The sequence below is a fragment of the Rugamonas apoptosis genome (assembly GCF_014042355.1).
In the GTDB taxonomy this organism is placed as follows: domain Bacteria; phylum Pseudomonadota; class Gammaproteobacteria; order Burkholderiales; family Burkholderiaceae_D; genus Rugamonas; species Rugamonas apoptosis.
The window spans coordinates 72,588-98,219 of the sequence record NZ_JACEZU010000002.1 but is presented as its reverse complement, the minus strand read 5'-3'; the positions used below and the strand labels follow the sequence as shown (position 1 = coordinate 98,219).

Below are 25,632 nucleotides of genomic sequence, written 5' to 3'. Positions count from 1 at the left end.
CCCCACGCGCCGCCCGTCTGGACGGGTGGCCAAGCAACTCGAAATACTCAACGGAGAATGACATGTTTGGACGTTTGATGCCCACCGAGGGCAAATTTTTTGACCTGTTTAACCAGCACGCCGACCTGTGCGTCAAAGGCGCGCGCGAAATGCTGGCCCTGATGAGCAATTTCGACGACCTGGAAAACCGTGTGCACGCCATTGAGGGCGTCGAGAAGCAAGCCGACAAGATCACCTATGCCACCGTCGATCTGTTGCACAAGACCTTCATCACCCCGCTCGACCGCGACGACATCCACAAGCTGATCACCCGCATGGACGACATCCTGGATTTGATGGAAGACGCGGCCCAGACCGTGTCGCTGTACGACCTGCATGCCGTCACGCCGGAAGCCAAGCGCCTGGCCGAACTGGTGCTGGCCTGCTGCGAGAAGGTCAAGGAAGCCGTGGGCATGCTGCACAACATGGACAACTCGCGCCAGATCGTGGCCGTGTGCGAAGAGATCGACCGCCTGGAGTCGGACGCCGACCACGTGATGCGCGCCGCCATGTCCAAGCTGTTCCGCGACGAACCGGACGTGCGCCACCTGATCAAGATGAAAGCCATCTACGAGATCCTGGAAACGGTGACCGACCGTTGCGAAGATGTGGCCAACATCATCGAAGGCATCATCGTTGAAAACGCCTAAGCGCCGCTACCCGCGGTGCCGACGTCCTGAATCAGACAAAATCGAAAAGAACAATTCATGCATACCCTTCAAATAAGCATCTACGTGCTGGGCGTTTTGATCGCCCTGGCGCTGGTGTTTGACTTCATGAACGGCTTCCATGACGCCGCCAACGCGATCGCGACGGTGGTGTCGACCGGCGTGCTCAAGCCGCAAACGGCGGTGGCCATGGCCGCGCTGTTCAACTTCACCGCCATCTTCGTGGTGGGGCTGGGCGTGGCGGCCACGGTGGGCAAGGGCACCATCGACCCCGGTGTGGTGGACCAGTACGTGATCTTTGGCGCGCTGGTGGGCGCCATCGCCTGGAACCTGTTTACGTGGTACTACGGCATTCCCTCGTCGTCCTCGCACGCGCTGATCGGCGGCCTGGTGGGCGCCGCTGTCGCCAAGTCGGGCACTGGCGCGCTGGCCGGAGGTGGCCTGCTCAAGACCGTGGAATGGATCGTGCTGTCGCCGCTGATGGGCTTTGTTCTTGGCTCGCTGATCATGCTGATCGTGTCGTGGGTGTTCGTGCGCTCCACGCCGCGCAAGGTGGACCGCTGGTTCCGCCGCCTGCAACTGCTGTCGGCGGCCAGCTACAGCCTGGGCCACGGCGGCAACGACGCGCAAAAGACCATCGGTATCATCTGGATGCTGCTGATCGCGGCCGGCCAGGTGGCCGCCACCGACAAGACGCCACCGATGTGGGTGATCGTGTCGTGCTACACGGCCATTTCGGCCGGCACGCTGTTCGGCGGCTGGCGCATCGTCAAGACCATGGGCCAGAAGATCACCAAGCTCAAACCGGTGGGCGGCTTCTGCGCCGAAACCGGCGGTGCGCTCACGCTGCTGATCGCCAGCCACTTCGGCGTGCCGGTATCGACCACCCACACCATCACCGGCGCCATCGTCGGCGTCGGCTCGGCCCAGAAGATGTCGGCAGTGCGCTGGGGCGTGGCCGGCAACATCGTGTGGGCGTGGATCTTCACCATTCCCGCCTCGGCTTTCGTGGCTGCCTGCGCGTGGTGGCTGGGGCATCACATCATGTAAGACGGCCGCCCGCGGGCAGCCGGCGAAGAAGGGGAGCCTGCGTGGCTCCCCTTTTTTGTTGGAACGCCGGCACGTACCATGGCCTTCGGCGTGACACTATCCGAGCCGATCATGAGCTTGCGCTCTGCTGGCTTGCGGGGTTCTGGGGTATGCTAAAGCATCGACGGGATACTTGGGTACGAGATTGCAAAAAGCACTATTCGCATTACTGCTGACGTTCACCGCATTGTTCGCGGCTTCATGCGCGCGAGCCGAGCAGCCGATAGTCGCGTCCCTGGCGCGTATGCCCATCCATGCGCCAAATCCGTCGGAAGGAGTGCAGGTTCAGCTGGTCAAGGCATTGGCCAGGGCGTCGGGAACTGATATTACATACAATATTTTTCCGTTCGCCCGCTCCGTCACCAACGTGGAATCCGGCCTGGCCGATTTTCATATTCCACTCATCCGCAACACGGTGGTCGCGGAAAACGACCTCAAGTTCTTCTATTCCAGAGAGACGATTTTCCACGTCAATTTCGTGCTGTATACGCGCAGGGGCAGTGGTGTGGCCGTCGAAAATCTGGCGCGCTACAACATCGCATCGGATCGCGCCCACGTGGACTATTTTCCTTTCCATGTGCAGCCCTCGAACAGCATAGAGTTAAGCCTGAAGATGCTCAGCATGGGCAGGATAGATGGCTATATTTTTGCCGACTCCGCGACCGATCCCGTTCTGAAGTCGCTTCACCTGACCAATATCCAACGAAGCATTTACCAGCGCTTCGACGTCAAGATCATCTATCCGCGCACGCCGCGCGGTGCCCAGGTGGCTGTCTTGATGTCCAAGGCGCTGGACAAGCTGAAGGCCAGCGGCGAGCTGGCGGAAATCGAAAATCCGGTGGATCTGCCTTACGATAATTGGCAGCCGTAGCACCCCCCCACCTGTACGCCAGGGGGGGGAAGGTATCCGATCCCGCGCTTAACGCAGCGCCGCGTTGATGCGGGCCAGCGCATCGGCGCCGGGACATAGCACGGCCTCATCCAGGGTGTTCAGCGGCCGCAGCGACGTGTTCAGGTGACTGTGCATATCCTCCGGCGTGGGATCGATATGCAGCAGTCCCGTCACCACTTCACCCTCGGCCTGGCGCTGGTACAGGTAGTTGATGGCGGCGATGCGGTCGTGCACGTCGAATTCCGCTTGCAGTGTGCGCAGGCGCAGCACGCTGCCGTCGTGCTGCAGCACTTCCTGCACGGTGCCGGGCGTGAACTGGCCCGCCAGCTCCTCCATGTGCGGCACGAAGTCGACCCGGTTGACAGACTCGTTATGCTCGCGAACGTAGTCGTAGCTCTTGGTCGAGCCGGGGTGGTTGTTGAAGGCCACGCAGGGCGAGATCACGTCGATGAACGCCGCCCCCTGGTGCATGAAGGCGCCTTCGATCATGGGCACCAGTTGCTCCTTGTTACCGGAGAAGCCGCGCGCCACGTAGCTCACGCCCAGTTGCAGCGCCAGCGCCGCCAGATCGACCGGCGCGTCACTGTTGATCACGCCGCGCTTGGAGCGCGAGCCCTGGTCGGCCGTGGCCGAGAACTGGCCCTTGGTCAGGCCGTACACGCCGTTGTTCATGACGATGTAGACCATGTTCACGGCGCGCCGCATGCTGTGCACGAACTGGCCCAGGCCGATGGAGGCCGAGTCGCCGTCGCCCGACACGCCCAGGTAGATCAAATCGCGGTTGGCCAGGTTGGCGCCCGTGAGCACGGACGGCATGCGCCCGTGCACGGTGTTGAAGCCATGCGAGCCGCCGAGGAAGTAGGTGGGCGACTTGGACGAGCAGCCGATGCCCGACAGCTTGGCCACCCGGTGCGGTTCGATCGCCAGGTTGTAGCAGGCCTGGACGATGGCGGCCGAGATCGAGTCGTGCCCGCAACCGGCGCACAGCGTGGACATGGCGCCTTCGTAGTCGCGCCGGGTGTAGCCGAGCCGGTTGGTCTTCAGTTCCGGGTGGTGCAGCTTGGGTTTGGCCAGATAGCTCATTGCGCCACCTTCTTGATGGGAGTGACCTTGTGGGAGTCGAGCCGGGCGCCGATGGCGTCGGCGATGAAGCGCGCCGTGATCGGCGTGCCGTCGTAATGCAGCACGGGCAGCAGCTTGGCCGCGTTCAGATTGCCTTCGAGGATCAGCATGCCGCGCAGTTGCGCGTCCGCGTTCTGCTCGACGACGAACACCTGTTCATGGTTGGCGATGAAGTCCATCACGGCCGCGCTGAACGGATAGGCGCGGATGCGCAGCGCGTCCACCTGCTGGTCCTCGCGCGCCAGCATGTCCAGCGCCTCGCTCATGGCCGGGCTGGTGGAACCGAAGTACAGCACGCCATAGCGCGTGGTCTTGGCCGCGCGCCGTTCGATGGGCGCCGGCACCAGCGTCCTGGCCGTCTCGAATTTCTTGTGCAGCCGTTCCATGTTGGCCACGTAGACGGCGCCTTCCTCGCTGTAGCGCGCGTAGCTGTCCTTTGTGGTGCCACGCGTGAAATAGGCGCCGCGCTTGGGATGGGTGCCGGGCAGGGTGCGGTAGGGGATGCCGTCGTCGTCCACGTCCAGGTAGCGGCCGAAATCGCGGCCGCTTTCCAGGTCGTCGAAGTGCATCACCTTGCCGCGGTCCATGCGGCGCGCGTCGTCCCACGCCAGCGGCGCGCACAGGCGCGTGTTCATGCCGATGTCGAGGTCCGTCATCACGAAGATGGGCGTTTGCAGCCGGTCCGCCAGGTCCAGCGCGGTGGCGGCGAAATCGAAGCACTCCTTGGGGTCTTCCGGGAACAGCAGTACGTGTCTGGTGTCGCCGTTGGAGGCGTAGGCGCAGGACAGGATGTCGGCCTGCTGGGTGCGCGTGGGCATGCCGGTCGAGGGGCCGCCGCGCTGTACGTTGATGATGGTGGCGGGGATCTCGGCGAAGTAGGCCAGGCCGATGAACTCCGTCATCAGCGAGATGCCGGGGCCGGAGGTGGCCGTGAACGCGCGCGCGCCGTTCCAGCCGGCCCCGATCACCATGCCGATCGAGGCCAGTTCGTCCTCGGCCTGGATGATGGCGTAGTTGCGGCGGCCCGTGTCGGCGTCCTCGCGGAACTTGTGGCAGTACTTCTGGAATGCCTCGGCCAGCGAGGAAGAGGGGGTGATGGGATACCAGGCGCACACGGTGGCGCCGCCGTACACGCAGCCCAGTGCGGCGGCGCTGTTGCCGTCCATGAAGATGCGGTCGCCCACGTTGTCGGCCCGTCGCACCTTCAGCCCCACGGCGGCGCAATCGATATGCGCCAGCGCGTAGTCGCGCCCCAGGTGCAGGGCTTTCACGTTGGAGTCGTACAGCTTTTCCTTGCCCTTGTACTGCTCGGAGAAGAGCTGCTCCAGCACGGCCGGTTCGATGCCCAGCATGGCCGACAGCGCACCCACGTAGACGATGTTCTTGAACAGCTGGCGCAGCCGCACGTCCGTGTAGGCGGCGTTGCAGATTTCCGTGAGTGGCATGCCGATGGCATGCACGTCCGGACGGAACTGGCTGGGCGGGATGGGCCGCGTATCGTCGTAGAACAGGTAGCCGCCGGGCGTGATCTCCCGGATGTCGGCGGCCCACGTCTGCGGGTTCATGGCCACCATCAGATCGCAGCCGCCGCGCCGGCCGAGGTAGCCCGCTTCGCTCACGCGCACTTCGTACCACGTGGGCATGCCCTGTATGTTGGACGGGAAGATGTTGCGGGGGCTGACGGGCACTCCCATGCGCAGGATGGCGCGTGCGAACAGTTCATTGGCCGAGGCGGAACCGGAGCCGTTGACGTTGGCGAATTTGACGACGAAATCGTTCACTGCTTGCAGGGTGGGCGGCATGGAGAGCTCCTATCCGATCTGGCGCAGCGGCGCGCTCGGTTGCGGACGGCAGGCCGGGCCGGCGCGGCCGGGCGAGAAGAAGAATTTCTGCATGTCCCAGGCGCCCGTGGGGCAGCGTTCGGCGCACAGGCTGCAGTGCAGGCACACGTCTTCGTCCTTGACCATGATGCGGCCCGTCTTCAAATTACCGGACACGAACAGCGCCTGGGCCAGATTCAGCGCCGGCGCCTTGAGCCGCTCGCGCAACTCGCCTTCCTCGCCGTTCTCGACGAAGCTGATGCAGTCCATGGGGCAGATGTCGACGCAGGCGTCGCACTCGATGCACAGGCTGTCCGAGAACACGGTCTGCACGTCGCAGTTCAGGCAGCGTTGCGCTTCCTTCAGTGCCAGCTGCTGGTCGTAGCCCAGCTCCACTTCGACCCGGATGTTTTTCAGTGCCGCGCTCACGTCGCGCAGCGGCACCTTGAAACGGTGGTCGGACGTGACGGCGTTATCGAAGCTCCACTCGTGGATGCCCATCTTCTGGCTCAGCAGGTGCACCGTGGGCGGCGGACGCTGGCGCAAATCCTCGCCGTTACAGAATTTGTCGATGGAGACGGCCGCCGCATGGCCGTGGGCCACGGCCGTGATGATGTTTTTCGGCCCGAAGGCCGCGTCGCCGCCGAAGAACACGCGCGCGGCGCTGGACTGGAAGGTGACGGGATCGACCACCGGCATGCCCCGTTCATCGAAGGCCAGGCCGATGTCGCGCTCTATCCAGGGGAAGGCGTTTTCCTGGCCCACGGCGATCAGCACGTCGTCGCAGGCCACGAAGCGCTCCGGCTCGCCCTTGGGCGTGAGCGTGCGCCGTCCGGCCGCGTCGGTGGATGCCGCCATCGCTTCGAACTGCATGCCACACAACTTGCCGTTATCGAGCACGAATGCCTTGGGCGCCAGGTAGTTAAGGATGGTGACGCCTTCATGTTGGGCATCCTCCTTCTCCCACGGGCTGGCTTTCATCTCATCGAAGCCGGAACGCACGATCACGCTCACCTGTTCGCCACCCAGGCGCTTGGCCGAGCGGCAGCAATCCATGGCCGTGTTGCCGCCACCGAGCACGATCACGCGCCGGCCGATCTTTTCCACGTGCCCGAACGAGACGGACGACAGCCAGTCGATGCCGATGTGGATGTTGGGCGCCGCCTCGGCGCGGCCCGGCAGCGGCAGGTCGCGCCCGCGCGGGGCGCCGCAGCCGATGAACACGGCCTCGTAGCCTTGCGCCAGCAGCGATTGCAGGCTGTCGATGCGCTGGCCGGCGCGCAGTTCCACGCCCAGGTCCAGGATGTAGCCCGTCTCCTCGTCGATCACTTCCTCGGGCAGGCGGAACTTGGGGATCTGGCTGCGGATGAAGCCACCGGCTTTCGCTTCGCTGTCGTACACCGTCACCTGGTAGCCTTGCACGGCCAGGTCGCGCGCCACCGTCAGCGAGGCCGGGCCCGCGCCCACGCAGGCGATGCGGCGCCCGTTGCGCGGCGCCGGCTGGGGCAGGCGGTCGCGGATGTCGTCCTTGTAATCGGCCGCCACCCGCTTCAGGCGGCAGATGGCCACCGGCTGCTTGCCCGCTTCATCCTCGACCCGGCTGCGGCGGCAGGCCGGTTCGCAGGGTCGGTCGCAGGTGCGCCCCAGCACGCCGGGGAACACGTTCGATTCCCAGTTGATCAAGTAGGCGTCCGAGTAACGGCCGGCGGCGATCAGGCGGATATATTCGGGGACGGGAGTGTGGGCCGGACAGGCCCATTGGCAATCGACCACCTTGTGGAAGTAGTCGGGACTGATGATGTCGGTAGGTCGCAAGTGCTCCTCCTGGCGGCCGCACGGGCCGGATCTACGTCATGTCTGGTGGGCTCAACTCAATACGTTGGTGAATTCCTGGTCGATCTGTTCGGCCATGGTGTCCGCTTCCGCCAGCTCGCGCGGCATGGCGTCGCGGATCGAGAACACGCCCAGCAGCTGCGAGGTGGACGACACCACCGGCAGGTGGCGGAAGTTATGCCGCTTCATGATCAGCACCGCGTCCGAGACGGTGGTCTGGGGCGCGATGAAGTGCGGGTTGTGGGTCATGATGGCCGACACGGGCGTGGCCTCGGGATCGCGGCGCTGGGCCACGATCTTGGTCATCAGGTCGCGCTCGGTGAGGATGCCCAGCATGGCGCCGCCGTCGTCGACGATCAGGATGCTGCCGCAATGGGCCTTGGTCATGGCGCAGGCGGCGTGGTAGCTGCTGGCGTCTGGCTTGACGGTCAGCACATGGCGCTGGCCGATCGATTGCAACACGGTGCGTTCAGTCATCACATCCCCCAAGGTCGCGATGGGGCGGGGGCGCCGGATCAGGTGCGACGCCCCCGCCCGGGCATTCAGGCGCCGCCGGCCGGCTCGGCCACGGGCCGCTGCCCGGCCGTGGAGCTGCCGGCCAGATGGGCGCCGTAGCCGGCATCCGTCACCACGGCCGTCAGCGCGTCGGCGCTGGTCTGGCGTGGGTCGAACGTCACTTCGGCGCGCCCGCCGTTGAGCGTCACGGCGGCCGTCTGCACGCCCGCCACGCCGTACAACATCTTTTCAATACTGGCGGCGCAACCGCCGCATGTCATGCCTTCGATTTCCAGGGCCACGGTTTCCATGCTCTGCTCCAGGTGGTTGAGATAGTTGCAGGACGCCATGCATGGTGTTGCTGAGTGGAAAGTGGAATTCGCCTGGAAATCCGCGTGCCGCCTTCGCAACCGTGGCCTACGGTGTACTGTAGACCCATGCACATTCCTTAATCTTTGATGAAGCTCAAGTTACTCCAAAATGGGGCGCGGGGCAATCCTCTTGCATGTGCAAAGCAAACCGGGGTCAGGTCTTGAAATCACGCAACGCGTGATTTCAAGACCTGACCCCGGTTTGCGGTTTGCGTTTGTGGCCCGCTTAGTTGATGTTGATGCTGGCCCCCGAGAGCGTACCGCCGGGCGTGGTGACGGTGACGTTCAGTACGCCCTTGGCCGTGGGCGACGGGCAGCCGATCGTGATCGGATAGGTGGGCACGATATCGGGTTGACCAATTCCCAGGCGCACGTTCTCCACTTTGGCGCTGGCGGGGAGTACGGGCGCCACCGTCAGGCCGAACAGCGCGCCAAACGTCATTTGCGAGTTGTAAGGCATGACGTTGCCGTTCTGGTCTTTCACCGTGACGCCCACCAGTGCCGTCAGGTTGTCATTGCAGGTGACGGTGGATGGCGTGAATGTGATGGAGGCGTGGCTGCCCGAGAAGATTTCCACAAACTGGGCCGAGACGTACTGCGTCTGGGCGCTCGGGGTTTGCGGTTTCCGCAGCACGCCGTTATAGATGCCGTCGCCGGGCGTGCTGCAGCTGCCATTGGTGTTGGGGCCGATGCAAGGCTCGCCAGCGCTCCAGCGCCCGTTCTCGTCGTCGTCGCGGAAGATGTCGGGACTCTTGTCGATGAAGTTGTCGCCGCTGTCATAGACATTGTTGCCGTTGTTGTCGATCAGCGTTTCCTCGCCCAGCGCGTAGGCCATCACCGTCACGCGGCCATTGGCCTTGCGTGGCGCCGCCGAGCGCAGGTTGACGCTGCAGGTGCCCGAGCCGGGACCAATCTTGGAGTTGGTGGTCTGCGAGCCGGCCGTGCTGTCGCCGGGAGTGGCGCCGCTTGCTGGCAGCGAGCCGGTGACACACGATGCGTCGATGATGCCGGACTCCGTGGTGAAGTTGACGGCGGTGCCATCGGGGACCGGATTACCGAAGTGGTCCCCCACGGTCGCGGTGATCACCGAGCACAGTTGATCGATTTCAAATCCCTCGCAATTGCCGATCGAGGTCGCCAACGAGAAGTGGGCCTGGTCCGGCACCCCGGTCGAAATGACCAGGATGTTCGACAGCGTGGTGATCGGAGGCGAGGCGCCATGTACCGAGGCGATCACCCGCACCGAGGTCGGGATGGTGCCGGCCGTGACCAGCGTGGTGACGGTGCCGTCGGCGGCCGAGGTGGAGGAGGCCGGGTTCAGCGAAAGGCCGCCGGTGGTGGAGGTCGTCATCGAGTCGGCGAACACGAAGTCGATGGCCTTGCCCGAGACGGGCGCGCCGGTGGTGTCGAACACCTGGAACGTCAGGGTCGAGAATTCCGGCCGGCCAAAGCCGCCTGTACCCTTGAGCGCGATGTTGGTGGTCTGGGCGCCGACGAACTTGATCGAGCCGGCCGAGGCGGGCAGCACGGTCAGGGTGCCGCTCTTCGTGGCCGTCGCGCTGCCCAGGGTGACGCTGGCCGTCACCGTGTCGGCCACGCCGCAGCCCTTGTCCGTGTAGCTGGCCACGGCCACCCCGGCCTGGGTCAGCACGGGGCTGCCGAGGCTGGCCTTGCCGGCCGTCACGCAAGGGGAACTGAAGGTGACGGGCAGCGGTGGCGTGTAGGCCACGCCGTCGCTGAGCACGCTAACGCTGATGCTGGCGTTGCCGCCGGCCGACAGGGTGGCGGGCGAGAACGTCAGGGCGCTCAGGCTGAGCGTCTTGAAGGTTACGGCGTAGCTGACCGCGCCCGTCACCAGCCCGCCCACGGTGGCGCTGGCGGTGGCCGTGTAGGCGCCGGCCACACTGCCGGCCGCCAGGCCCACGCTGGCCACGCCGTTGGCGTCCGTCAGCGCCGTGCCGGAGGACGGCGACAGCACAGCCGTCTTGTCGGTGGTGACGAAGGTGACGGCCACGTTGGCCTGCGCCACGCCTTTGCTGTCCTTGACCTTGACCTGCAGCGTGCCACCGTGCTCGGGCGTGATGCTGTTGCTGGCCGCGCCGGCCCCGTCCGTCAGTGCCAGGGTCAGCGTGGGCTGGCCGGTGGTGGTGCCGCCGCCGCTGACGCTGCCGCACGAGGGCAGGCTGGGGTCACGCGATGGGTCCAGGTTGGTGCAGCCACCGCCGGGGCCGCCGTTCGAACCGCCGCAGCCGGCCAGCAGCAAAGCCAGCAAGCCTGTCAGCAGCCCGGTCAGCAGCGGTGTGGTGGAACTACGTTTCAGTGTGATGAGCATGAGCCACCTCGAGTTGTTTTGAAAAAATGTGTGTCATTCCAATTAGTGCGTCGTGTCGACGGCGGCAAAGCGCGCGCCAGCCTGCAGTTGTTCGGCTTGCGCCAGTTGGGCCGGCGCGTCCTTGCCCAGCAACAGGCGCACGTCGGCGCGGGTCAGGGCGTCGGACTGCTGCAGCGCCGTGCGGCCGGGCAGGGCTTTTTGCAAACTGGCGGCCTGGGCGGCGAAACCGGGGCGGTATTCGATGATGCTGGCCTGCTGTCGGAACGGGCGCGCGTTGCTGAGGCGCGAGGCGAGAATGCCCAGCTTGCCCAGCACCGAGCGGTAGCGCTTGGCCAGGCCCGTCACCCCATTGCCGTTGCTGATCTCCAGCCGCGGCGTGGCCGTGGCCGGAACGGCCGCTGCGGCCAGCGCCACCTCCGGCGTGGCCGCCACCGGCTTGGCCGGCGCGGTCATGGCGACAGGTTGGGCCACCACGGCCGGGGCGGCGAGCGCCGCCACCGCGACTGGCTTGACGGGCGTGACCGGGGCAGGGGCGGCGGTCACCTCCGCCGGCTTTGCCGCCATCGCCGGCATTGGCGCCGGCGCCGCTGCCACTGGTTTCGCCACCATGGCCGGCGTGGCGAGCGCCACTACGGCGACTGGTTTGCTGACGTCCACTTTGGCGGGCGCTGCCATGGCGATCGGTTGGACGGCCGCGGCAACGGGCGCCGCCGCCACGGCGACCGGCTTGGCTGCCGGCGCCGGCGCGGCGGCCACCACCGGCGCGATGACCTGTACCGGCGGCACGTTCACCGGCGCGGCGGCCGGCAGGGCGGGCAGGGCGGCAATGGATTGGCTTGGGCGCAGTTTCAGCTCCAGCACCTGGGGCGCCAGCTGTACCAGTTCCATGCGCGATGGCACGGACGGGGCGACGTTGGCGGCGGGTGCCACCGGCGCGGCGGGGATGGTGGCCGGGGCAGCGGCGGCCGCCAGCGCGCTGGCCGGTGCGCCGTCGCGGGCCGCCGTCTGAGCCTGCACCAGGTTGTAATAGGCGCGTCCGTTGGGCTCGATCGCCACGGCCCGCTGCAAGGTGGCGATGGCCGCGCTGTAGTCGCCCATCAGGTAATACACATAGCCGAGATTGTTGAGCGGCTGGGCCTCGCCGGGGTAGTCGTCCACCAGGCGCCGCAAGGCGTCGCGCGCGTCGGCCAGCCGGCCCTGCTGGGCGTCGATGGTGGCCACCGCATTGCGGGCGTCGAGCTGGCCCGCGTCCAGCGCCAGCGACTGGGCGTAGGCGCCCAGCGCCAGGCTGATCTGGCCCCGCTCCTGGTGATATTTGCCCAGCCGGTACCAGCTGGCCGCGCTCTGTTCCGTGCTCTGGCTGACCCGCTGCACGCCCTGCACCTGCAAGGACTGGCGCACGGCCGGACCGCCGCAGGCGCTCAGCATGACGGCGCCGGCCACGGCGATGACGATCGGTTTCAAGTTCGACATGATGTGTGCTCCTTCGGTTGTCGGGTTAACCACCACTGCCTATGCCAGGCAACAGCACGCGATAGATCTGGATGAACGCAGGCCCCATCAGTACCACCAGCAGTGAGGGGAAGATGAAGAAGATCAGGGGGAACAGCAGTTTCAGGGCGATCTTGGCCGCCATTTCCTCGGCCCGCTGGCGGCGCTTGGTGCGCAGTTGTTCCGATTGAATCCGCAGCGAATCGGCCACGCTGGTGCCGAACCGTTCGGCCTGCACCAGCATGGCCACCAGTGCGTCCACGTCCTCCACCCCGGTGCGCAGCGCCAGGTTGCGCAGCGCCCGTTCCTTGGTGTTGCCGGCCCGTAGTTCCAGCGTGACGAGATTCAGTTCGTCGGCCAGCAGCGGGCTTTTCAGGCCGATCTCGTTGGACACCCGGCCCAGCGCCGCGTCCATGCCCAGGCCGGCCTCCACGCACACGGTCATCAAGTCCAGCGCGTCGGGGAAGGCGTCGAAGATGTCGCGCTGGCGGTTCTGGATGCGCTGGGCCAGCAGGATATTGGGCAGGTAGTAGCCGAAGGCGGCCGCCAGCAGCAGCCACATCAGCAATACGTTGGCGCTGTAGTGGCTGCGCGTGGTGTTCAGCACGATGTAGGTGATGAACGGCAGGCCGATGGCCAGCCCCGTCTTGGCGCCGAAGAACAGGGTGGGCGCGTTCGGGTTGCGCAGGCCGGCCGTCATGAAGCGGGTGCGCAGGGTCGACTTTTCCCACTCCCCTTCCGGCACGGACAGCTTGGCCAGCGGGCCGGTCAGTTTGAGGAAGCCGGTCAGCCACGGGCTTTGCGCCTTGCCGGTCCGGCGCGCGCCGCCAGCTTGTTCGACGCTGTCCAGTTGTTCCAGGCGCTGCTGGACCGGGTCGCTGGCGAAACGGCTCAGCAACAGCATGGCGCCGCCGAACACGATGATGAACAATAATAGCAACAGGCCGATCTGGGGTATGGTCATGATGCTCTCCTCTAGCTCACACGCGGATGCGGATGATGCGGCGCATCACATAGGCGCCCATGGCCATCATCAGGGCGGCGCCCATCAGCATCTTGCGTCCGCCCGGGTCGGTGTACAGCACGGCCAGGAACTGCGGGCTGGTCATGTGGATCACACCGGCCGCTCCGAACGGCAGCAGGCCCAGCACCCAGGCCGACATCTTGCCCTCGGCCGACAGCACCCGTATCTGCCCCATCAGCTTCATGCGGGCCCGGATGATGGCGCTGATGTTGTCGAGCAGTTCAGCCAGGTTGCCGCCCGTCTCGCGCTGGATGGTCACGGCGATCACGAAGTAGCGCAAGTCCGTGCTGGGCACGCGGGTGGCCAGGTTGAGCAGCGCGTCCTGCATCGAGATGCCGAAATTGACTTCGTCGAAGGCGGCCGAGAATTCGCCGGCCAGCGGTTCGCGCATCTCGTCGCCCACCATCGACAGCGCAGTGGGGAAGGCATGGCCGGCCCGCACGGCGCGCCCGATCAAGTCCAGCGCGTCGGGCAGTTGCTCCTCGATGCGGGCCAGCCGCTGTTCTTTGGCGCGCAGCGCCCACAGCAGAGGCAGGCAAGTGCCACCCACGGCCAGCAACAGCGCCAGCAGCCACGGCAGGCCGAACCACAGGCCGGCGAACAGGGCGACGAAAAAGCACAGCGCTTGCACGCCGATCAGCTCGGCCACGCTCCACGACAGCCCGCTTTGCTCCAGCAGCCGGTCCACCTGGTGGATGCGCGGCAGTTCCAGCAGCAGCCGTTGCAGGCCGGGCGACTCGCTCAGCAGCCTCTGCTTGATCATGGAATTGCTCTGCTGGCCCAGGTGGGCGCCGGCCGACATGGTGCGCAGGCGGCGCGCCACCCGTTCCGCTTCCGGTCCCTTGGTGGCGTTCCAGGCCAGGTACAGCGCTTCGATGCCCAGCACCACGGCCACGAAGATCAGGATGCCGAAGATGTAGTAGAGAGTGTCCATGATGGTCAGCTCAGTTCGCGGTTGGGGTCGAACATGGTGTCGTCCAGCGCCACGCCGAAGTGGCGCAGCCGGTCGCAGAAGCGGGGCCGCACGCCGCTGGCGCGGAAGCTGCCCAGCACGGTGCCGATCGGGTCCAGCCCGGTCTGGCGGAAGGCGAAGATCTCCTGCATGGTGATCATCTCGCCCTCCATCCCCGTCACCTCCGAGATCGAGGTGACCTTGCGCTTGCCGTCCGTCAGGCGCGCCACCTGCACCACCACCCCGATGGCCGAGCTGATCTGCTGGCGCATGGCCTTGGACGGCAGGCTGGAGGCGGCCATGCTGATCATGTTCTCCAGGCGGGTCAGCGCGTCGCGCGGGGTGTTGGCGTGGATGGTGGCCATCGAACCCTCGTGGCCCGTGTTCATCGCTTGCAGCATGTCGAGCGCCTCGCCGCCGCGCACCTCGCCCAGAATGATGCGGTCGGGCCGCATGCGCAGCGCATTGCGCACCAGCGCCCGCTGCGTGACCTCGCCCTTGCCCTCGATGTTGGGCGGGCGCGTTTCCAGCCGCACGATGTGGGGCTGTTGCAGCTGCAGCTCGGCCGCGTCTTCCACTGTGACAATCCGTTCGCTGTGCGAGATGAAGCCGGACAGGACATTGAGCAGCGTGGTCTTGCCGGAACCGGTACCGCCCGAGATCAGGATGTTGACCTTGGCCTTGCCCAGCCCTTGCAGCAGGGTGCCCATGCTGCCCGTCAGGCTTTTGTAATCGACCAGGTCGGCCAGCCGCAGCGGGGTGGTTGAAAAGCGCCGGATCGACATGATGGGGCCATCGATGGCCAGCGGCGGGATGATGGCGTTCACGCGCGAGCCGTCGGGCAGGCGCGCGTCCACCATGGGGCTCGATTCGTCGATACGGCGGCCCACCCGGGCCACGATCTTGTCGATGATCTTCATCAGGTGGGCGTCGTCGGTGAAAGTGGTGTCGGTCAGCTCCAGCCGGCCGTGGCGCTCCACATACACCTGCTTGTGGGTGTTGACCAGGATGTCCGACACGCTGGGGTCGGCCAGCAACGGTTCCAGCGGGCCGAAGCCGAGCACCTCGTACTGGATGTCGCGCGTCAGGCTCTTGCGCTCGGCGTCGTTGATGACCATGGTGCCTTCATCGAGCAGGCGCTCGACGAGGATGCGCAATTCGTCGCGGATCTCGCCCTGTGACAGGCGTTGCATGCCCTCCAGGTCGACCCGGTCCAGCAGCGCCTGGTGGATGCGGTGCTTGAGGTCCTGGTAGCTGCGGGTGTCGATCGAGCCGCCGCTGGGCAGCACGTAGGGCGCCGCGCCGAGGGCCATACCGCCGCTATTGAGGCGTTCCCGTATCGAGGGGGGCTGGGATGCCATGATGATGCTCCTGTTTGATTAACCGTATCGGGCGCGCGATCAGGCGCGTTTCAAAATCTTGGACAGCCAGCCGCGGGTTTCCTCGCCAGCCTCGCCGGCCAGGGTGCGGGCCAGCTCCTGCAAGGCCTTGGACACGGGACTGGCCTTGGCCAGTTGCAAAATGGGCACGCCCTGGTTAACGGAGGCGGCCGCCGCCTCGTAGTGGTTGGGCACGGTCTTGAACATGCGGGTGCCGAACGCGTCTTCGCAGTCGGACAGGCGGATCTCGCCGCCGGGCGCGTAGCGGTTCACGATCAGGTGGATCTTGTCCTTGCGGTAGTCGAGCGAGCGGAACACGCCCAGCAGGCGCTTGCCGTCACGGATGTAGGGCAGGGTCAGCTGCAGGATGGGGAAGATCATGTCGGCCTGGTCCAGTGCCCGCACGGACACGGCGTCCAGGCTGCGGCCGATGTCGAGCAGCACGAAGTCGTAGTGCTGGCGCGCCAATTGCAGCAATTGGCTGATGTGCTCGGGCTTGACGTCGTTGGCGTGGGCCGGGTCTTCCGGCGCGGCCAGCACGCCGTAGTTGGGCGACACCTGCACCATGCTGGCGGCCAGGAACGAGGGGTCGAGCCGGTGGATCTGCTGGGCCACCTGGGCCAGCGTGGCCGGCGGCTTATGGTCCGACACGAACAGCGAGGCATCGCCGAACTGCAGATTGAGGTCGAACAGGGCCACCTTCTTGTTTTCCTGGGACGCCAGTGCGTAACCGAGGTTGGTGGCGAGGAAGGTGGCACCGCTGCCCCCCTTGCACGAGATAAAGGCCAGCACCTTGCCCAGCGCGCGCACGCGGTTCTGCAGCTTTTCCTCGATGCGGCGCACGGCCGGCAGCAATTGTTCCGGGTCGGCCGGGCTGGCCAGCACTTCACGCACGCCGCTGCGCATGGCCTGCATCAGGAATTCCGGCTCCTGCTGCTGGCAGATGACGATCACGGCCAGGGTCGGGTAGCCGGTGCTGATGCGTTCGAGCTGGTCCAGGTCGGCGTCGTCGAGCGTCGGCTGGTCCAGCAACAGCAATTGGCAGTCGACCGGTTCCTGCAGGCGCTGCAGCTTGCCCAGGATGGCGTTGATCTCGTCGGCGCCGTTGCGCTCGCGGAGCAGGCGCGACAGTTCCAGCAATTGTTTCTCGGTTCTGGAAACGACGGTGATTTTCACGATGACTCCTGTCAATAATTAAGCGGTAAAGCGTTCACTGGCACATGGGGTTGGCGCTGCCGCCGACGGTGCTGAGCATGCTCTCGCGCGGCAGCGTGGTCGACAAGGCCGGCAGCGACAGCGCCAGTGGTACGAACGGAATATAGGTGGCGATCGGGACGCCGCTGTTGATCGACACCGTCACGTAGCGGCAGGTCTCGACCGTGCAAAGGCTGGGCGTGTAGCTGACCGTGATGGCGCTGGTGGGCAGCACGTCGAGCATGGCGTGCATCTTGGTCTTGATAATGCTGTCGTTGACGTCGCACACGGCGGCCACGCGCGCGCCCAGGCGGGTGGCCTCGGTGGCCGTGTTCCAGTAGTACAGCATGCGGCCCATCTCCATCATGCCGATCATTAGCATCAGGAACACGCTGGCCACGATGGCGAACTCGACGGCCGTGGCGCCGCCCTGGCGGGCGCGCGGCCGGTCGGCGTGGCGATGGCGGAGGGCGGCGGACGTGTTCATAAGATCTGGCGCATGGTGGTGTGGATATCGTTGAACGTCATGTTGGACGCGATGAAGGGCACCAGCGAGGTGAACTGGTAGCCGCTGATGGTCACCGTGACCAGGTTGATGGCGCCGCTGCCGGTGGTCTGGCTCTGGTGGGTGGACGGGCAGCTGACGGAATCGCACACGGTGACCATGGACGTCGTCAGGCCCGGCAGCAGTGGCGTCGTGTTGGTGCAGGTGGCGTCGCCGTACACCACCAGGCATTGGGCCGTGGCCGTGTCGCCGGCATCGCCGGGGGCCTGGCCGGACAGGAAACGGGTGGCGTCGCGGCTGGCCTTGGCCAGCGTGTTGTACTGGTAGATGGCGCGCCCGAATTCCGTGGTGCCGAAGGTCAGTAGCAGCAGCGGGATGATCAGGAACCCCAGTTCCACGCTGGCCACGCCTCGTTGTCTGCGCATGCGCTTCATTTCATGCTCCTATTGCACCAGCGCCGGCACCAGCGGGCCTTCGGCGAGCGGACCGCCGACGGCGCCGGAGGTGGCGCAGGGACTGTTCACGTCGGTCGACTTGCCGCGGTATTCCAGGAACACCTCGTCGTTGTCCTTGTCCATCGGGGCCAGCATCAGCACGCAGGCGTAGCCGAGCACCGTGGTATTGCCGCCGCCGCCGCCGCCGAATGAGGTGCAGTCCACCACGGGCGCCGTCACCAGCCGGCGGTCGGCGCCGTAGGTGGTCAGCTGGGGCTGGGTGGACTGGGTCACCCCGCCCAGGTTGATGCTGGTGCCGGCGGCCACGTTGCCTTGCCATGGCTGGTGCTGGTTGCGGGCCGTCTGGAAGTTCGGGATGGCGCCATTGCTGCCACTATAGGCGTTGAACTTGGACGGCCAGCTGGTGATCGTATAGGCGTAGCCGGTGTAGTCGGGGGTGGCGGTGGTGATGCTGTCGCTGCCCTTGTAGAGGCCAAAGCGGGTGTTCCACGCCGTATTGAGGCTGGCGATATTGCCCTGCTCGCCCACCACGGCCGGCGGCTTGGGCACGGAGCAGGCGCCGGTGCCGCGGAACAGGTCGGCCAGCTCGCTGGCGCCGCCGCCGGGCGGGGTGAAATCGATCCAGTCGAAGGCGCCCGTCGAGGACTGGCTCAGTTTGCTCGTGACCCACTGGCCGATGGTCAGGCCGGTGAACGGGGCGCTGGCCGGCGCCGAGGGCAGCTTGCACATGCCGATCGGGATCGCGCAATTGATCTCGGCCGCCAGCAGGGTGGCCACCGCCGAGGCGTTGACGGTTTGCCCGCCAAAGCCCAGCACCTCCATGAACCAGGGCAGGATGCCGCTCTGGTGCGGGGTGCATTTGACGTATTTGGAGGCCGGACTGGCGCCTGCGGCGCGCGACAGGTAGGACGAAGCGGGCGCGAAGGTGGTGCTGAAGGTGATGTCGGCCGCCGTCAGCTGGGCGCTGCCCACGGCCGTGCCCTGGAAGTCGATGAAGTTGCGCCCGGCCACCGTCAGGCCGGCGTTTTCCGCGTTGATCAGGTAGGAGTTGGCGCAGGCGCCCGCAGCGGGATCGCAGGTCAGTTCGCGCGAGGCGGCCAGCGCGCAGGCGTCGGCCGCGTTCTGCAGTTCGGTCTTGTGCACGTACAGCCGGCCGCCGTCCAGCGCCAGGCCGGCGAAGCCGATCAGTATGGGCAGCGCGATGGCGGCGATGATGGCCACCGTGCCGCGCTGGCGGGTCCGGTCTGAGATGAGCATGATGGCCGCTCCGCCCGTGCCTACTTGCCCGTACCCAGGCCGATGGTGAAGGCCTGGGTCTGCGGTTCCGGCGCCCGGAAGGTTTTCTGGTACTGGTCGTAACCGCTGCGGGCCACCTGGCCGTCCACCCCGGCGCTGGGGTTGCCGGCCTGGCCCTGGGGCAGGATGATCTGCTGGGTTTGCAGCATGCGGTTGGCCTGGCCGAACTGGCTGTCCAGGTAGGGAGTGTTGGAAGCGCAGGCCCCCAGCAGCAGGGCGGCGCTGGTGGCGCACAGCATGGTTTTCATGATGCTTCTCCTATTTCACGTCAAAGCCGCCGGCCGTGGGTGCGGCCTGCTGGGGGGCCGGACCGGACTGGGCGGGCGGCTGGCCTTCGAGTTTGCCCTGCAGGAAGAATTCACCGCGGCTGGGCTGGATGTAGCCATCGGTGGGCAGCTTGTAGTCGGCCGGCAGCGGCTGCACCAGGCGCGGCGTGACGATGAACACCAGCTCGGTGCGGTCGGTCTGGAAGTCGCTGGAGCGGAACAGCGCGCCCAGCACGGGAATCTCGCCCAGGCCGGGGAAGGCCTTGATGCTGGTGGTCACATTATTCTTGATCAGGCCACCGATGGCGAAGCTCTGGCCATCGAACAGCTGCACCGTGGTGGTGGCGCGACGCGTGGTGAACGAGGGCAGGATGGCGGTGGTATTGATGCCGGTGGCCGTGATGCCCACCCCTTCCTTGTTCAGGTCCGACACTTCCGGCGCCACCTTGAGGTTGATGCGGCCGCCATCGAGCACGGTGGGGGTGAACTTGACGGCCACCCCGAATTCCTTTTCCTCCAGCGTGATGGTCTGGGTGCCGCCATTGTTGTTCTGAGCCACCGGGATGAAGATCTTGCCGCCGGCAAGGAAGCTGGCCTCCTGGCCGCTGATGGCCATGATGGTGGGCTCGGCCAGCACCTTGACCAGGCCGTCGCGTTTTTGGGCATCCAGGCTGGCGAAGTTGCCGTTGCGGTTATTGAACGCGTCGACCTTGCTGGGATTGCTGCTGAGCAGATTCGACAGCAGGGTGTAGCTCCAGCCACCGACCGTGCGGCTCAGGCCCAGGCTGGCGCCGAGCTGGTCGACCAGGGTCTTGGACACTTCGGCCACTTTCACTTCCAGCATCACTTGCTGGGGCGCGGCGATCTTGAGCAGGTTGACCACCTTGGGCGAGCTGCCGCCGCTGGCGCCACCACTGGCGCTGGCGCCACCACCACCACCACCACCACCACCACCACCGCCGCTGGCGCCGCTGCGCGCGCTGCGCTGCACGTAGGCGTTGGCCAGCGCCATGGCCTGGTCGGCCTTGACCACGTCCGACACCGTGCCTGACAGGATCAGGGTGTCGGCCGCTGCCGTGATGTGCAAGTCCTTCTCGCCTTGCAGCAGCTGGCCGTAGCGCGCCTGCAGGGCGCTGGTGTCCACGCTCACGGACAGGTCAACGATGGTGGTGTCGCCCTGTTTGTTGCGCACGATCAGGTTGGTGGTGCCGGCGCTCTTGCCCAGCATGTAGATCTCATCCGGCTTGATCAGGCGCACGTCGGCGATGCTGGCGTCGCCCACCGACAGCAAGGTGGCCGGGAACGGCAGGCGCATCAGCGTCGATTTGCCTTCGGCCAGCTGGACCTGTGGCGCCAGTTCCACCCGGCCCGCCTGGGACGCCGGCGGGGCGGCGTCGGCCTTGGTAACCTTGGCCGCCTTGGCTGGCTTGGCCGCCTTGGTTGGCTGGGCTGCTTGGGCCGGCTCGGTGGCGGCGTGGCTCCAGGTGCTCAGCAGGCCAGCCAGGACGAGGCTCAGGCGCAACGCGGTGCTGGTGGGGATGCGGCGAATCGTGTTCATATTTAAGCTCCTGGTGTCGGCTTAAAACTGCTGGGTGCTGCGATCCAGCCCCCGGATGATTTCAACCTGGTCCTTGGCCGGCGGGCGCACGGCGGCCACGCGCCGCGGGGCCGGCTCGCGCGGCGCCGCCACCGGCACCGGTTTGGCCTCGGCCACGGCGACCGGCTTGCCCAGCAGGCTGGTCTTGGTGGCGCCGGCCGTCTGCACCGGCTTGGGATCGATCTGGTTGCGCAGCACCAGCGACAGCGTGCCCACGCTGCGCGCCAGGTCCAGCTTCTCGGCTTCCTCCGGCGTCACTTCCAGCGTGACGGCGTTGACCACCTTGGGCTTGGTGTCGTCGCGTCCCGCCTCCTGGGCGATGGCCAGCACCAGCATGTGCTCCAGCACGATCTTGGAAATGCTGGGGTCCTTGGCGGTGTTGTTGCGCATTCCTTCCTCCTGAGTGTTGACGAGGATGTCCACGAAGTTGCCGGGCAGGGCGAAGCCGGCCACGCCCACCACGTCATTCACGCGCACCGTCATGGCCCGTTTGCCCTCGGCCACCACGGCCGACAGCCCGCCCTGGGTGCCCGGTGGCGCCAGCTTGCCTTCCATCAGCGGCTCGCCACGCTGGATGGTGGTGCGGGCGACGCGCGTGTCGAGCGCCTTGGGATCGTTGAAGGCGCCCGGCGGCATGGCGGCGGCCGGCCAGTCCACCAGCCGCACCATCTCGGCGTTGATGCGCGAGCCGAGCGGGATATCGACCAGGGCCACCGCCACCTTTTGGGTGTTGGTCGATGATTGCTTGTTGATCCACTGGGCTGCCACCAGCACCGCGCCGAAGGCGAGGGCGATGGCTACCAGCATCATGATCACGGCACGTGTATTTCTCATTTTTGTTCCCCCAGGTTAGCGCTGTCGCCAGCATCGTCCGTGGACGCGCCGAAATAGTTTTGCCAGGCCCAGTCCAGCCCCGCCTGATCCAGGCGTGCCTGGCGCCCTTCGTAGCGGGCCAGGTCGCACAACTGGCCCAGCAAGTCGTTCGGATAACAGGCCATCAAGGGCCGGTCCTCGGGCCCGTGGTGCGCCCGCAGCAGGTAGTCGAACAAGGCTTCGTCGTAGGCGATACCGAGCCGCTCGCACACTTGCTGGAACACGGTCCGGTACAGCGCCTCGGGCAGCGGCCCGACGTGGATCTTGTAGCCGAGCCTGCGCAGGAAGGCGCCGTCGGCCAGTTCCTCGGGTTGCAGGTTGGACGAGAACACCACGATCATGTCGAACGGCACGGCGAACTTGTAGCCGTTCTGCAGGGCCAGGAAATCGATGTGGCGGTCCAGCGGCACGATCCAGCGGTTCATCAGTTCCACCGGCGAGCAGCGCTGGCGCCCCAGGTCGTCGATCACGAGGATGCCGCCGTTGGCCTTCAGGTGGGGCGGGGCCTGATACAGGCGGGCGCCATGGTCGAAGCGCAGGTCCAGCATCTCGATGGTCAGTTCGCCGCCGGTCAACACGGCCGGGCGCTGGCAGCGCACCCAGCGCAGGTCGCGCGTGTAGCGGCGGTCGAACTGGCTGCCGGCCGGCGCCTCCTCGGCCACGGCCGGGTGCACCACGGGATCGTAGATCGGCACCACGGCGCCATCGATCAGGATCGCATGGGGGATGGGCACCTCGCCTTCGAGCAAGCCGTGCAGCCGTTCGGCCAGGTAGCTCTTGCCGCTGCCGGCCGGGCCGTGCATGAAGATGGCGCGGCCGGAATTGAAGGCCGCGCCCAGCTGGTCGAGCAGGGCCGGGCGCACCACCACGCCCTCGTACACGCGCTGCATGTGGGCGCGCGACAAGGGCTTGTGGGCCACGCTGTTGCGCCGCACCTGGGCCACATAGTCGGCATAAGCGACGGGTGCGGGGCCGGCGTAGGCGTCGCGCAAAGCCGCGTCCTGGGCCCGCAGGCGGCCGAATTCCGTCAGATTGAAGCACAGGTCGGCGTCGGTGCCGCTGCCGCCGCGGCGCGCCACCTCGCACAGTTTTTCCGTGCGCATGGGGGCCAGCACGGCGTCCAGCACGCTGACGGGCAGCTTGGTGCTGGCGGCCAGTTCGCTCAGCTGCATCTGGCCGTGCTGGGCCAGTATCTTGCACAGCAAATCGACCAGGAACAACTGGGGCAATCCCGTTTCCTCCACCGTGCGTGGGGCGGGCGCGCGCAAGGGGTCAACGACAGTGTCGCTGCTGGTGGGGAGAGTGGTGGCCAACATCATGCGCTCCTCGGGTTCAGAACAGGCGCGGGATCACGCGGTACTTCACTTGCGCCATGTACGCCAGGTAGCGCGGGTCGCGCGCCAGGAAGCGTTCCTCGCGCAGCAGGCGCGCCACCATCAGGGCGCCGGCCAGCACGCTGATGGTGACGTTGAGCGCGCTCGTGTTGTTCAGGATGTAGCCGGCGTAGGACAGCAGGTAGCTGGCGTACAGCGGATGGCGCACCACGCCATACAGGCCGCTGGTCTTGAGGGTGCGGTGGGCCGCCACCAGGCCGAAGCTGCGGTTGAGCGACAGCAGGCCGCCGATCTGGATCAGCACGCCAGCGACGATCAGCAAACGGGCCGCCGGCAGCACGGCATCGCCGGTGGGCGAGAACAGGAAGGGCAGGAAGGTGGCGGCGATGGCCAGGCCCCAGTCGAGCGCGCTGTGCGACACCCGCACCGGTTCCGAGCGGATCAGGAACAGCACGGCCACCAGCGATTCGGAGGCGCAAAACAGCAGATAGCTCCAGTCGCCGCTGCGCAGGAAGCCCTGCAGGTGGGCATAGCAGAACCAGCCCCAGGCCCAGGCCAGCAGCATGCCCAGGCCCACATTCAGAGGGCGCGAGCGCAACAGTCCGGCCAGCGCATGTGATGTCGTGTTCATAGCAGGTTGCTCCAGGCGGGAAAGCGCGCCAGCGCCACTTGCAGGGCGGTGCCGGCGGCGATGGCGATGGCATAGGCCAGCTTGCCGGTGGGGGCGGGCGGCGCGTCTAGCCGGGCGCTGCCACCGGTGCCGGCCCGCACCAGCGCGTGCAGCAGCAACTGGCGCAGATTGGCCAGCACCTGCCCCATCCGGCCGCTGCCCAGCGCCACCAGCAGCGCCAGCACACCGCCGGCGATCATCGTCAGCAGGGCCGCGCCCAGTATGTCGTGCGGGCCCAGGAAGGCGCCGCTCATGGCCATCAGCTTGACGTCGCCAGCGCCCATCGCGCCCAGCATGTACATGGGCAGCAGCAGGCCCAGGCCCAGGCCCAGGCCGGCCAGGCCATTGAGCAGGCCGAGCGCGCCGAACGGATTGGTGAACAGGCCCGCGCCCGGCGCCAGCAAGGCCTGGAACGCCAGGCCGGCCACGGCGCCGCCCAGTACCAGGCGGTTGGGGATGCGGCGGGTGCGCACGTCATGCCAGACGGCGGCCACCAGCAGCGCGGCCAGCACGGCGGCCGGGGGGAGTATGCGTGGATCGATGCTCATGGCGCGCTCCCGGCCGGCGCCGGGATGGCGCCAGTGTCGGTGGCACCAGCGCGCTGTTGCAGCCAGCCCACCAGTTTCCAGATGAGGATGGCGCCGGCCGCGCCCGCATAGCCGTCCACCGCGTAGTGCCAGCCCAGGTGGATGGAACCGGCCAGGATCAGCACGGCGAACACTGTGAACGCCACGCCGGCGGCCGGGCGCAGCCGCCAGCCCAGCAGGGCGAGCAGCACGGAACTGGCCACATGCATGCTGGGCATGGCCGAGATGGTCAGTCCGGACACGCCCACGCGCTGGCGGTAGCCTTGCCAGAGCATGTCTTGCACGTGCAGAGCCAGCACGGGGATGTGGCGGTCGGCCCGGTGCAGGTATTGCATCAGCGGCCCGTAGGGGTCGGGGCCGGCCGCCACAAGGTGGTAGAAGCAGGGGCCGGCCGAGGACAGCAGCACGGCCATTACGTTGCCCAGCAGGATCCATGTCAGCACGAAACTGAGCAGGAACTGCATGCGCAGCTGGCCGCGCTCGGTGCTTAATATCAGCCAGTACATGGTGGCGAACATGATGAAGAACCACAGGTGGTAGGCCAGGTTCAGGATGGCCGTCACCAAGGGATAGCCAGCCAGCAGCTGCAGCCAGACCCACGGCTGCACGCCGCCGTGCAGCAACTGGTCGGCGGCGGCCAGGCGGCGGTCCCAGTCATAGGGGTGGAGCTGCGGCACGGCGGCCTTGGCGATGGTGAAACTGGACGTGAACACGGGCAGCAGCAGCAGGGCCGGCAGCGCCTGTAGCACGCGCTGGCGCGTCAGGTAGGCGGCGACGTGCTGGCGCAGGTAGCGTACCAGTTCGCGTGGACGCCGGTAGACCATGACATAGAGCGCGTAGGTGCACAGGGCGAACAGGGGACCGATCAGCAGCGAGCTGAGAAAGCCTTCCAGCAGCAGCAGCGGGCTGTTGTCGTCCGGATAGGTGGCGTACAGCACGGCGGCCGCCAGCGCGTGCAGCACGACGATCAAAAGTAGCCAACGGTGGGCGTGTAGCGCGGCGCGCAGTTCAGCCCATGGCGATGCGGACACAATGAAGGGCTGGGTGTTCATTGCATGGCCAGGACGACCTGGTCCTTGATGTTGTTGTACATCTGCAGCACCTGGCTGCCGACGACGGTCACCGAGCCGATGATGACGACGGCGATCAGGGCGGCCAGCAAGGCGTACTCGATGGCCGTGACGGCCGAGCAGTCCCGGTGAAAACGCAACAGCCAGTTGTTCACGATGCACCTCCATCAGGCGTTGGTATGGCCCGCTGGGCCGGGTGCGCGTCGCGGTGCGCGGCCGGCGAGGCATCCCGCCCCGCCAGGCGATGGCACATGGCCCTCGCTTGGCAGGCAGGTTGT

General features: G+C 66.6%; 25 protein-coding genes. 3 read left to right on the top strand and 22 right to left on the bottom strand.

What is annotated here, in order from left to right:
• The first annotated feature begins 62 nt into the window (after positions 1–62).
• The 3 genes from H3H39_RS04115 to H3H39_RS04105 all read left to right on the top strand — a co-directional run bounded on the left by H3H39_RS04115 (position 63) and on the right by H3H39_RS04105 (position 2,667).
• A complete protein-coding gene (locus H3H39_RS04115; protein ID WP_182152049.1) occupies positions 63–689 on the top strand; it encodes a DUF47 domain-containing protein in 627 nt (208 codons plus the stop codon).
• Positions 690–746: 57 nt separating this feature from the next.
• Entirely contained in the window at positions 747–1,757 is a 1,011-nt protein-coding gene (locus tag H3H39_RS04110; protein WP_182152048.1) for an inorganic phosphate transporter, read from the top strand.
• 184 nt (positions 1,758–1,941) lie between these two features.
• A complete protein-coding gene (locus tag H3H39_RS04105) occupies positions 1,942–2,667 on the top strand; it encodes a transporter substrate-binding domain-containing protein (RefSeq protein ID WP_182152047.1) in 726 nt (241 codons plus the stop codon).
• Positions 2,668–2,715: 48 nt separating this feature from the next.
• Here the strand turns inward: H3H39_RS04105 and H3H39_RS04100 are convergent, their stop codons facing one another.
• The 22 genes from H3H39_RS04100 to H3H39_RS03995 form a co-directional block, all read right to left on the bottom strand.
• On the bottom strand, positions 2,716–3,771 hold the full coding sequence (locus H3H39_RS04100) for a 2-oxoacid:ferredoxin oxidoreductase subunit beta (protein WP_182152046.1): 1,056 nt from the start codon (positions 3,769–3,771) through the stop codon (positions 2,716–2,718).
• Positions 3,768–5,612 (bottom strand): 2-oxoacid:acceptor oxidoreductase subunit alpha, encoded by a 1,845-nt coding sequence (locus tag H3H39_RS04095; protein ID WP_182152045.1) that lies wholly within the window; start codon positions 5,610–5,612, stop codon positions 3,768–3,770. The genes H3H39_RS04100 and H3H39_RS04095 overlap by 4 nt, the downstream gene beginning before the upstream one ends.
• 9 nt (positions 5,613–5,621) lie before the next feature.
• A complete protein-coding gene (locus H3H39_RS04090) occupies positions 5,622–7,445 on the bottom strand; it encodes an FAD-dependent oxidoreductase (RefSeq protein WP_182152044.1) in 1,824 nt (607 codons plus the stop codon).
• Between the two features lie 51 nt (positions 7,446–7,496).
• Positions 7,497–7,940 carry a CBS domain-containing protein gene (locus H3H39_RS04085; RefSeq protein WP_182152043.1) on the bottom strand — a complete coding sequence of 148 codons (444 nt, stop codon included), beginning with the start codon at positions 7,938–7,940 and terminating at the stop codon, positions 7,497–7,499.
• A 65-nt stretch (positions 7,941–8,005) separates the two neighbouring features.
• A complete protein-coding gene (locus H3H39_RS04080) occupies positions 8,006–8,308 on the bottom strand; it encodes a heavy-metal-associated domain-containing protein (RefSeq protein ID WP_220461432.1) in 303 nt (100 codons plus the stop codon).
• Positions 8,309–8,555: 247 nt separating this feature from the next.
• On the bottom strand, positions 8,556–10,661 hold the full coding sequence (locus H3H39_RS04075) for an Ig-like domain-containing protein (protein WP_182152042.1): 2,106 nt from the start codon (positions 10,659–10,661) through the stop codon (positions 8,556–8,558).
• 42 nt (positions 10,662–10,703) lie between these two features.
• On the bottom strand, positions 10,704–12,134 hold the full coding sequence (locus tag H3H39_RS04070; RefSeq protein WP_182152041.1) for a LytR C-terminal domain-containing protein: 1,431 nt from the start codon (positions 12,132–12,134) through the stop codon (positions 10,704–10,706).
• Between the two features lie 25 nt (positions 12,135–12,159).
• Positions 12,160–13,116 carry a type II secretion system F family protein gene (locus H3H39_RS04065; RefSeq protein ID WP_182152040.1) on the bottom strand — a complete coding sequence of 319 codons (957 nt, stop codon included), beginning with the start codon at positions 13,114–13,116 and terminating at the stop codon, positions 12,160–12,162.
• A gap of 16 nt (positions 13,117–13,132) precedes the next feature.
• Positions 13,133–14,110: a type II secretion system F family protein gene (locus tag H3H39_RS04060; RefSeq protein WP_182152039.1), complete on the bottom strand. Its 978-nt coding sequence runs from the start codon at positions 14,108–14,110 to the stop codon at positions 13,133–13,135.
• Positions 14,111–14,115: 5 nt separating this feature from the next.
• Positions 14,116–15,441, bottom strand: a complete 1,326-nt coding sequence (locus H3H39_RS04055) for a TadA family conjugal transfer-associated ATPase (RefSeq protein WP_229217892.1) — start codon at positions 15,439–15,441, stop codon at positions 14,116–14,118.
• A gap of 87 nt (positions 15,442–15,528) precedes the next feature.
• Positions 15,529–16,683, bottom strand: a complete 1,155-nt coding sequence (locus H3H39_RS04050) for a CpaE/TadZ family protein (RefSeq protein WP_182152037.1) — start codon at positions 16,681–16,683, stop codon at positions 15,529–15,531.
• A gap of 34 nt (positions 16,684–16,717) precedes the next feature.
• Positions 16,718–17,188 (bottom strand): TadE/TadG family type IV pilus assembly protein, encoded by a 471-nt coding sequence (locus H3H39_RS04045; RefSeq protein WP_182152036.1) that lies wholly within the window; start codon positions 17,186–17,188, stop codon positions 16,718–16,720.
• The gene (locus H3H39_RS04040; protein ID WP_182152035.1) at positions 17,185–17,640 is read right to left on the bottom strand and encodes a TadE/TadG family type IV pilus assembly protein; all 456 of its coding nucleotides are present in this window, start codon (positions 17,638–17,640) and stop codon (positions 17,185–17,187) included. Before H3H39_RS04040 ends, H3H39_RS04045 begins: the two co-directional genes overlap by 4 nt.
• Before the next feature lie 9 nt (positions 17,641–17,649).
• Positions 17,650–18,918 carry a pilus assembly protein TadG-related protein gene (locus tag H3H39_RS04035; protein WP_182152034.1) on the bottom strand — a complete coding sequence of 423 codons (1,269 nt, stop codon included), beginning with the start codon at positions 18,916–18,918 and terminating at the stop codon, positions 17,650–17,652.
• 20 nt (positions 18,919–18,938) lie between these two features.
• Positions 18,939–19,205: a pilus assembly protein gene (locus tag H3H39_RS04030; protein WP_182152033.1), complete on the bottom strand. Its 267-nt coding sequence runs from the start codon at positions 19,203–19,205 to the stop codon at positions 18,939–18,941.
• 10 nt (positions 19,206–19,215) lie between these two features.
• Entirely contained in the window at positions 19,216–20,781 is a 1,566-nt protein-coding gene (locus H3H39_RS04025) for a type II and III secretion system protein family protein (RefSeq protein ID WP_182152032.1), read from the bottom strand.
• Positions 20,782–20,802: 21 nt separating this feature from the next.
• On the bottom strand, positions 20,803–21,654 hold the full coding sequence (cpaB, locus tag H3H39_RS04020) for a Flp pilus assembly protein CpaB (protein WP_182152031.1): 852 nt from the start codon (positions 21,652–21,654) through the stop codon (positions 20,803–20,805).
• The gene (locus H3H39_RS04015) at positions 21,651–23,009 is read right to left on the bottom strand and encodes an ATP-binding protein (protein WP_182152030.1); all 1,359 of its coding nucleotides are present in this window, start codon (positions 23,007–23,009) and stop codon (positions 21,651–21,653) included. Before H3H39_RS04015 ends, cpaB begins: the two co-directional genes overlap by 4 nt.
• 16 nt (positions 23,010–23,025) lie before the next feature.
• The gene (locus H3H39_RS04010; RefSeq protein ID WP_182152029.1) at positions 23,026–23,658 is read right to left on the bottom strand and encodes a methyltransferase family protein; all 633 of its coding nucleotides are present in this window, start codon (positions 23,656–23,658) and stop codon (positions 23,026–23,028) included.
• Positions 23,655–24,245 carry an A24 family peptidase gene (locus tag H3H39_RS04005; RefSeq protein WP_182152028.1) on the bottom strand — a complete coding sequence of 197 codons (591 nt, stop codon included), beginning with the start codon at positions 24,243–24,245 and terminating at the stop codon, positions 23,655–23,657. The genes H3H39_RS04010 and H3H39_RS04005 overlap by 4 nt, the downstream gene beginning before the upstream one ends.
• The gene (locus H3H39_RS04000) at positions 24,242–25,336 is read right to left on the bottom strand and encodes a phosphatase PAP2 family protein (protein ID WP_182152027.1); all 1,095 of its coding nucleotides are present in this window, start codon (positions 25,334–25,336) and stop codon (positions 24,242–24,244) included. The genes H3H39_RS04005 and H3H39_RS04000 overlap by 4 nt, the downstream gene beginning before the upstream one ends.
• Complete coding sequence (locus H3H39_RS03995; protein WP_182152529.1) at positions 25,333–25,494, bottom strand: Flp family type IVb pilin; 162 nt, start codon at positions 25,492–25,494, stop codon at positions 25,333–25,335. Before H3H39_RS03995 ends, H3H39_RS04000 begins: the two co-directional genes overlap by 4 nt.
• Positions 25,495–25,632: the final 138 nt, after the last annotated feature.

Excerpts from the sequence above, each read along its gene's own strand:
- H3H39_RS04115 (WP_182152049.1), top strand. The coding sequence starts at position 63 with ATGTTTGGACGTTTGATGCCCACCGAGGGCAAATTTTTTGACCTGTTT.
- H3H39_RS04110 (WP_182152048.1), top strand. The coding sequence starts at position 747 with ATGCATACCCTTCAAATAAGCATCTACGTGCTGGGCGTTTTGATCGCC.
- H3H39_RS04100 (WP_182152046.1), bottom strand. The coding sequence starts at position 3,771 with ATGAGCTATCTGGCCAAACCCAAGCTGCACCACCCGGAACTGAAGACC.
- H3H39_RS04095 (WP_182152045.1), bottom strand. The coding sequence starts at position 5,612 with ATGCCGCCCACCCTGCAAGCAGTGAACGATTTCGTCGTCAAATTCGCC.
- H3H39_RS04085 (WP_182152043.1), bottom strand. The coding sequence starts at position 7,940 with ATGACTGAACGCACCGTGTTGCAATCGATCGGCCAGCGCCATGTGCTG.
- H3H39_RS04080 (WP_220461432.1), bottom strand. The coding sequence starts at position 8,308 with ATGGCGTCCTGCAACTATCTCAACCACCTGGAGCAGAGCATGGAAACC.
- H3H39_RS04075 (WP_182152042.1), bottom strand. The coding sequence starts at position 10,661 with ATGCTCATCACACTGAAACGTAGTTCCACCACACCGCTGCTGACCGGG.
- H3H39_RS04070 (WP_182152041.1), bottom strand. The coding sequence starts at position 12,134 with ATGTCGAACTTGAAACCGATCGTCATCGCCGTGGCCGGCGCCGTCATG.
- H3H39_RS04065 (WP_182152040.1), bottom strand. The coding sequence starts at position 13,116 with ATGACCATACCCCAGATCGGCCTGTTGCTATTATTGTTCATCATCGTG.
- H3H39_RS04060 (WP_182152039.1), bottom strand. The coding sequence starts at position 14,110 with ATGGACACTCTCTACTACATCTTCGGCATCCTGATCTTCGTGGCCGTG.
- H3H39_RS04055 (WP_229217892.1), bottom strand. The coding sequence starts at position 15,441 with ATGGCCCTCGGCGCGGCGCCCTACGTGCTGCCCAGCGGCGGCTCGATC.
- H3H39_RS04045 (WP_182152036.1), bottom strand. The coding sequence starts at position 17,188 with ATGAACACGTCCGCCGCCCTCCGCCATCGCCACGCCGACCGGCCGCGC.
- H3H39_RS04040 (WP_182152035.1), bottom strand. The coding sequence starts at position 17,640 with ATGAAGCGCATGCGCAGACAACGAGGCGTGGCCAGCGTGGAACTGGGG.
- H3H39_RS04035 (WP_182152034.1), bottom strand. The coding sequence starts at position 18,918 with ATGCTCATCTCAGACCGGACCCGCCAGCGCGGCACGGTGGCCATCATC.
- H3H39_RS04030 (WP_182152033.1), bottom strand. The coding sequence starts at position 19,205 with ATGAAAACCATGCTGTGCGCCACCAGCGCCGCCCTGCTGCTGGGGGCC.
- H3H39_RS04025 (WP_182152032.1), bottom strand. The coding sequence starts at position 20,781 with ATGAACACGATTCGCCGCATCCCCACCAGCACCGCGTTGCGCCTGAGC.
- cpaB (WP_182152031.1), bottom strand. The coding sequence starts at position 21,654 with ATGAGAAATACACGTGCCGTGATCATGATGCTGGTAGCCATCGCCCTC.
- H3H39_RS04015 (WP_182152030.1), bottom strand. The coding sequence starts at position 23,009 with ATGTTGGCCACCACTCTCCCCACCAGCAGCGACACTGTCGTTGACCCC.
- H3H39_RS04010 (WP_182152029.1), bottom strand. The coding sequence starts at position 23,658 with ATGAACACGACATCACATGCGCTGGCCGGACTGTTGCGCTCGCGCCCT.
- H3H39_RS04005 (WP_182152028.1), bottom strand. The coding sequence starts at position 24,245 with ATGAGCATCGATCCACGCATACTCCCCCCGGCCGCCGTGCTGGCCGCG.
- H3H39_RS04000 (WP_182152027.1), bottom strand. The coding sequence starts at position 25,336 with ATGAACACCCAGCCCTTCATTGTGTCCGCATCGCCATGGGCTGAACTG.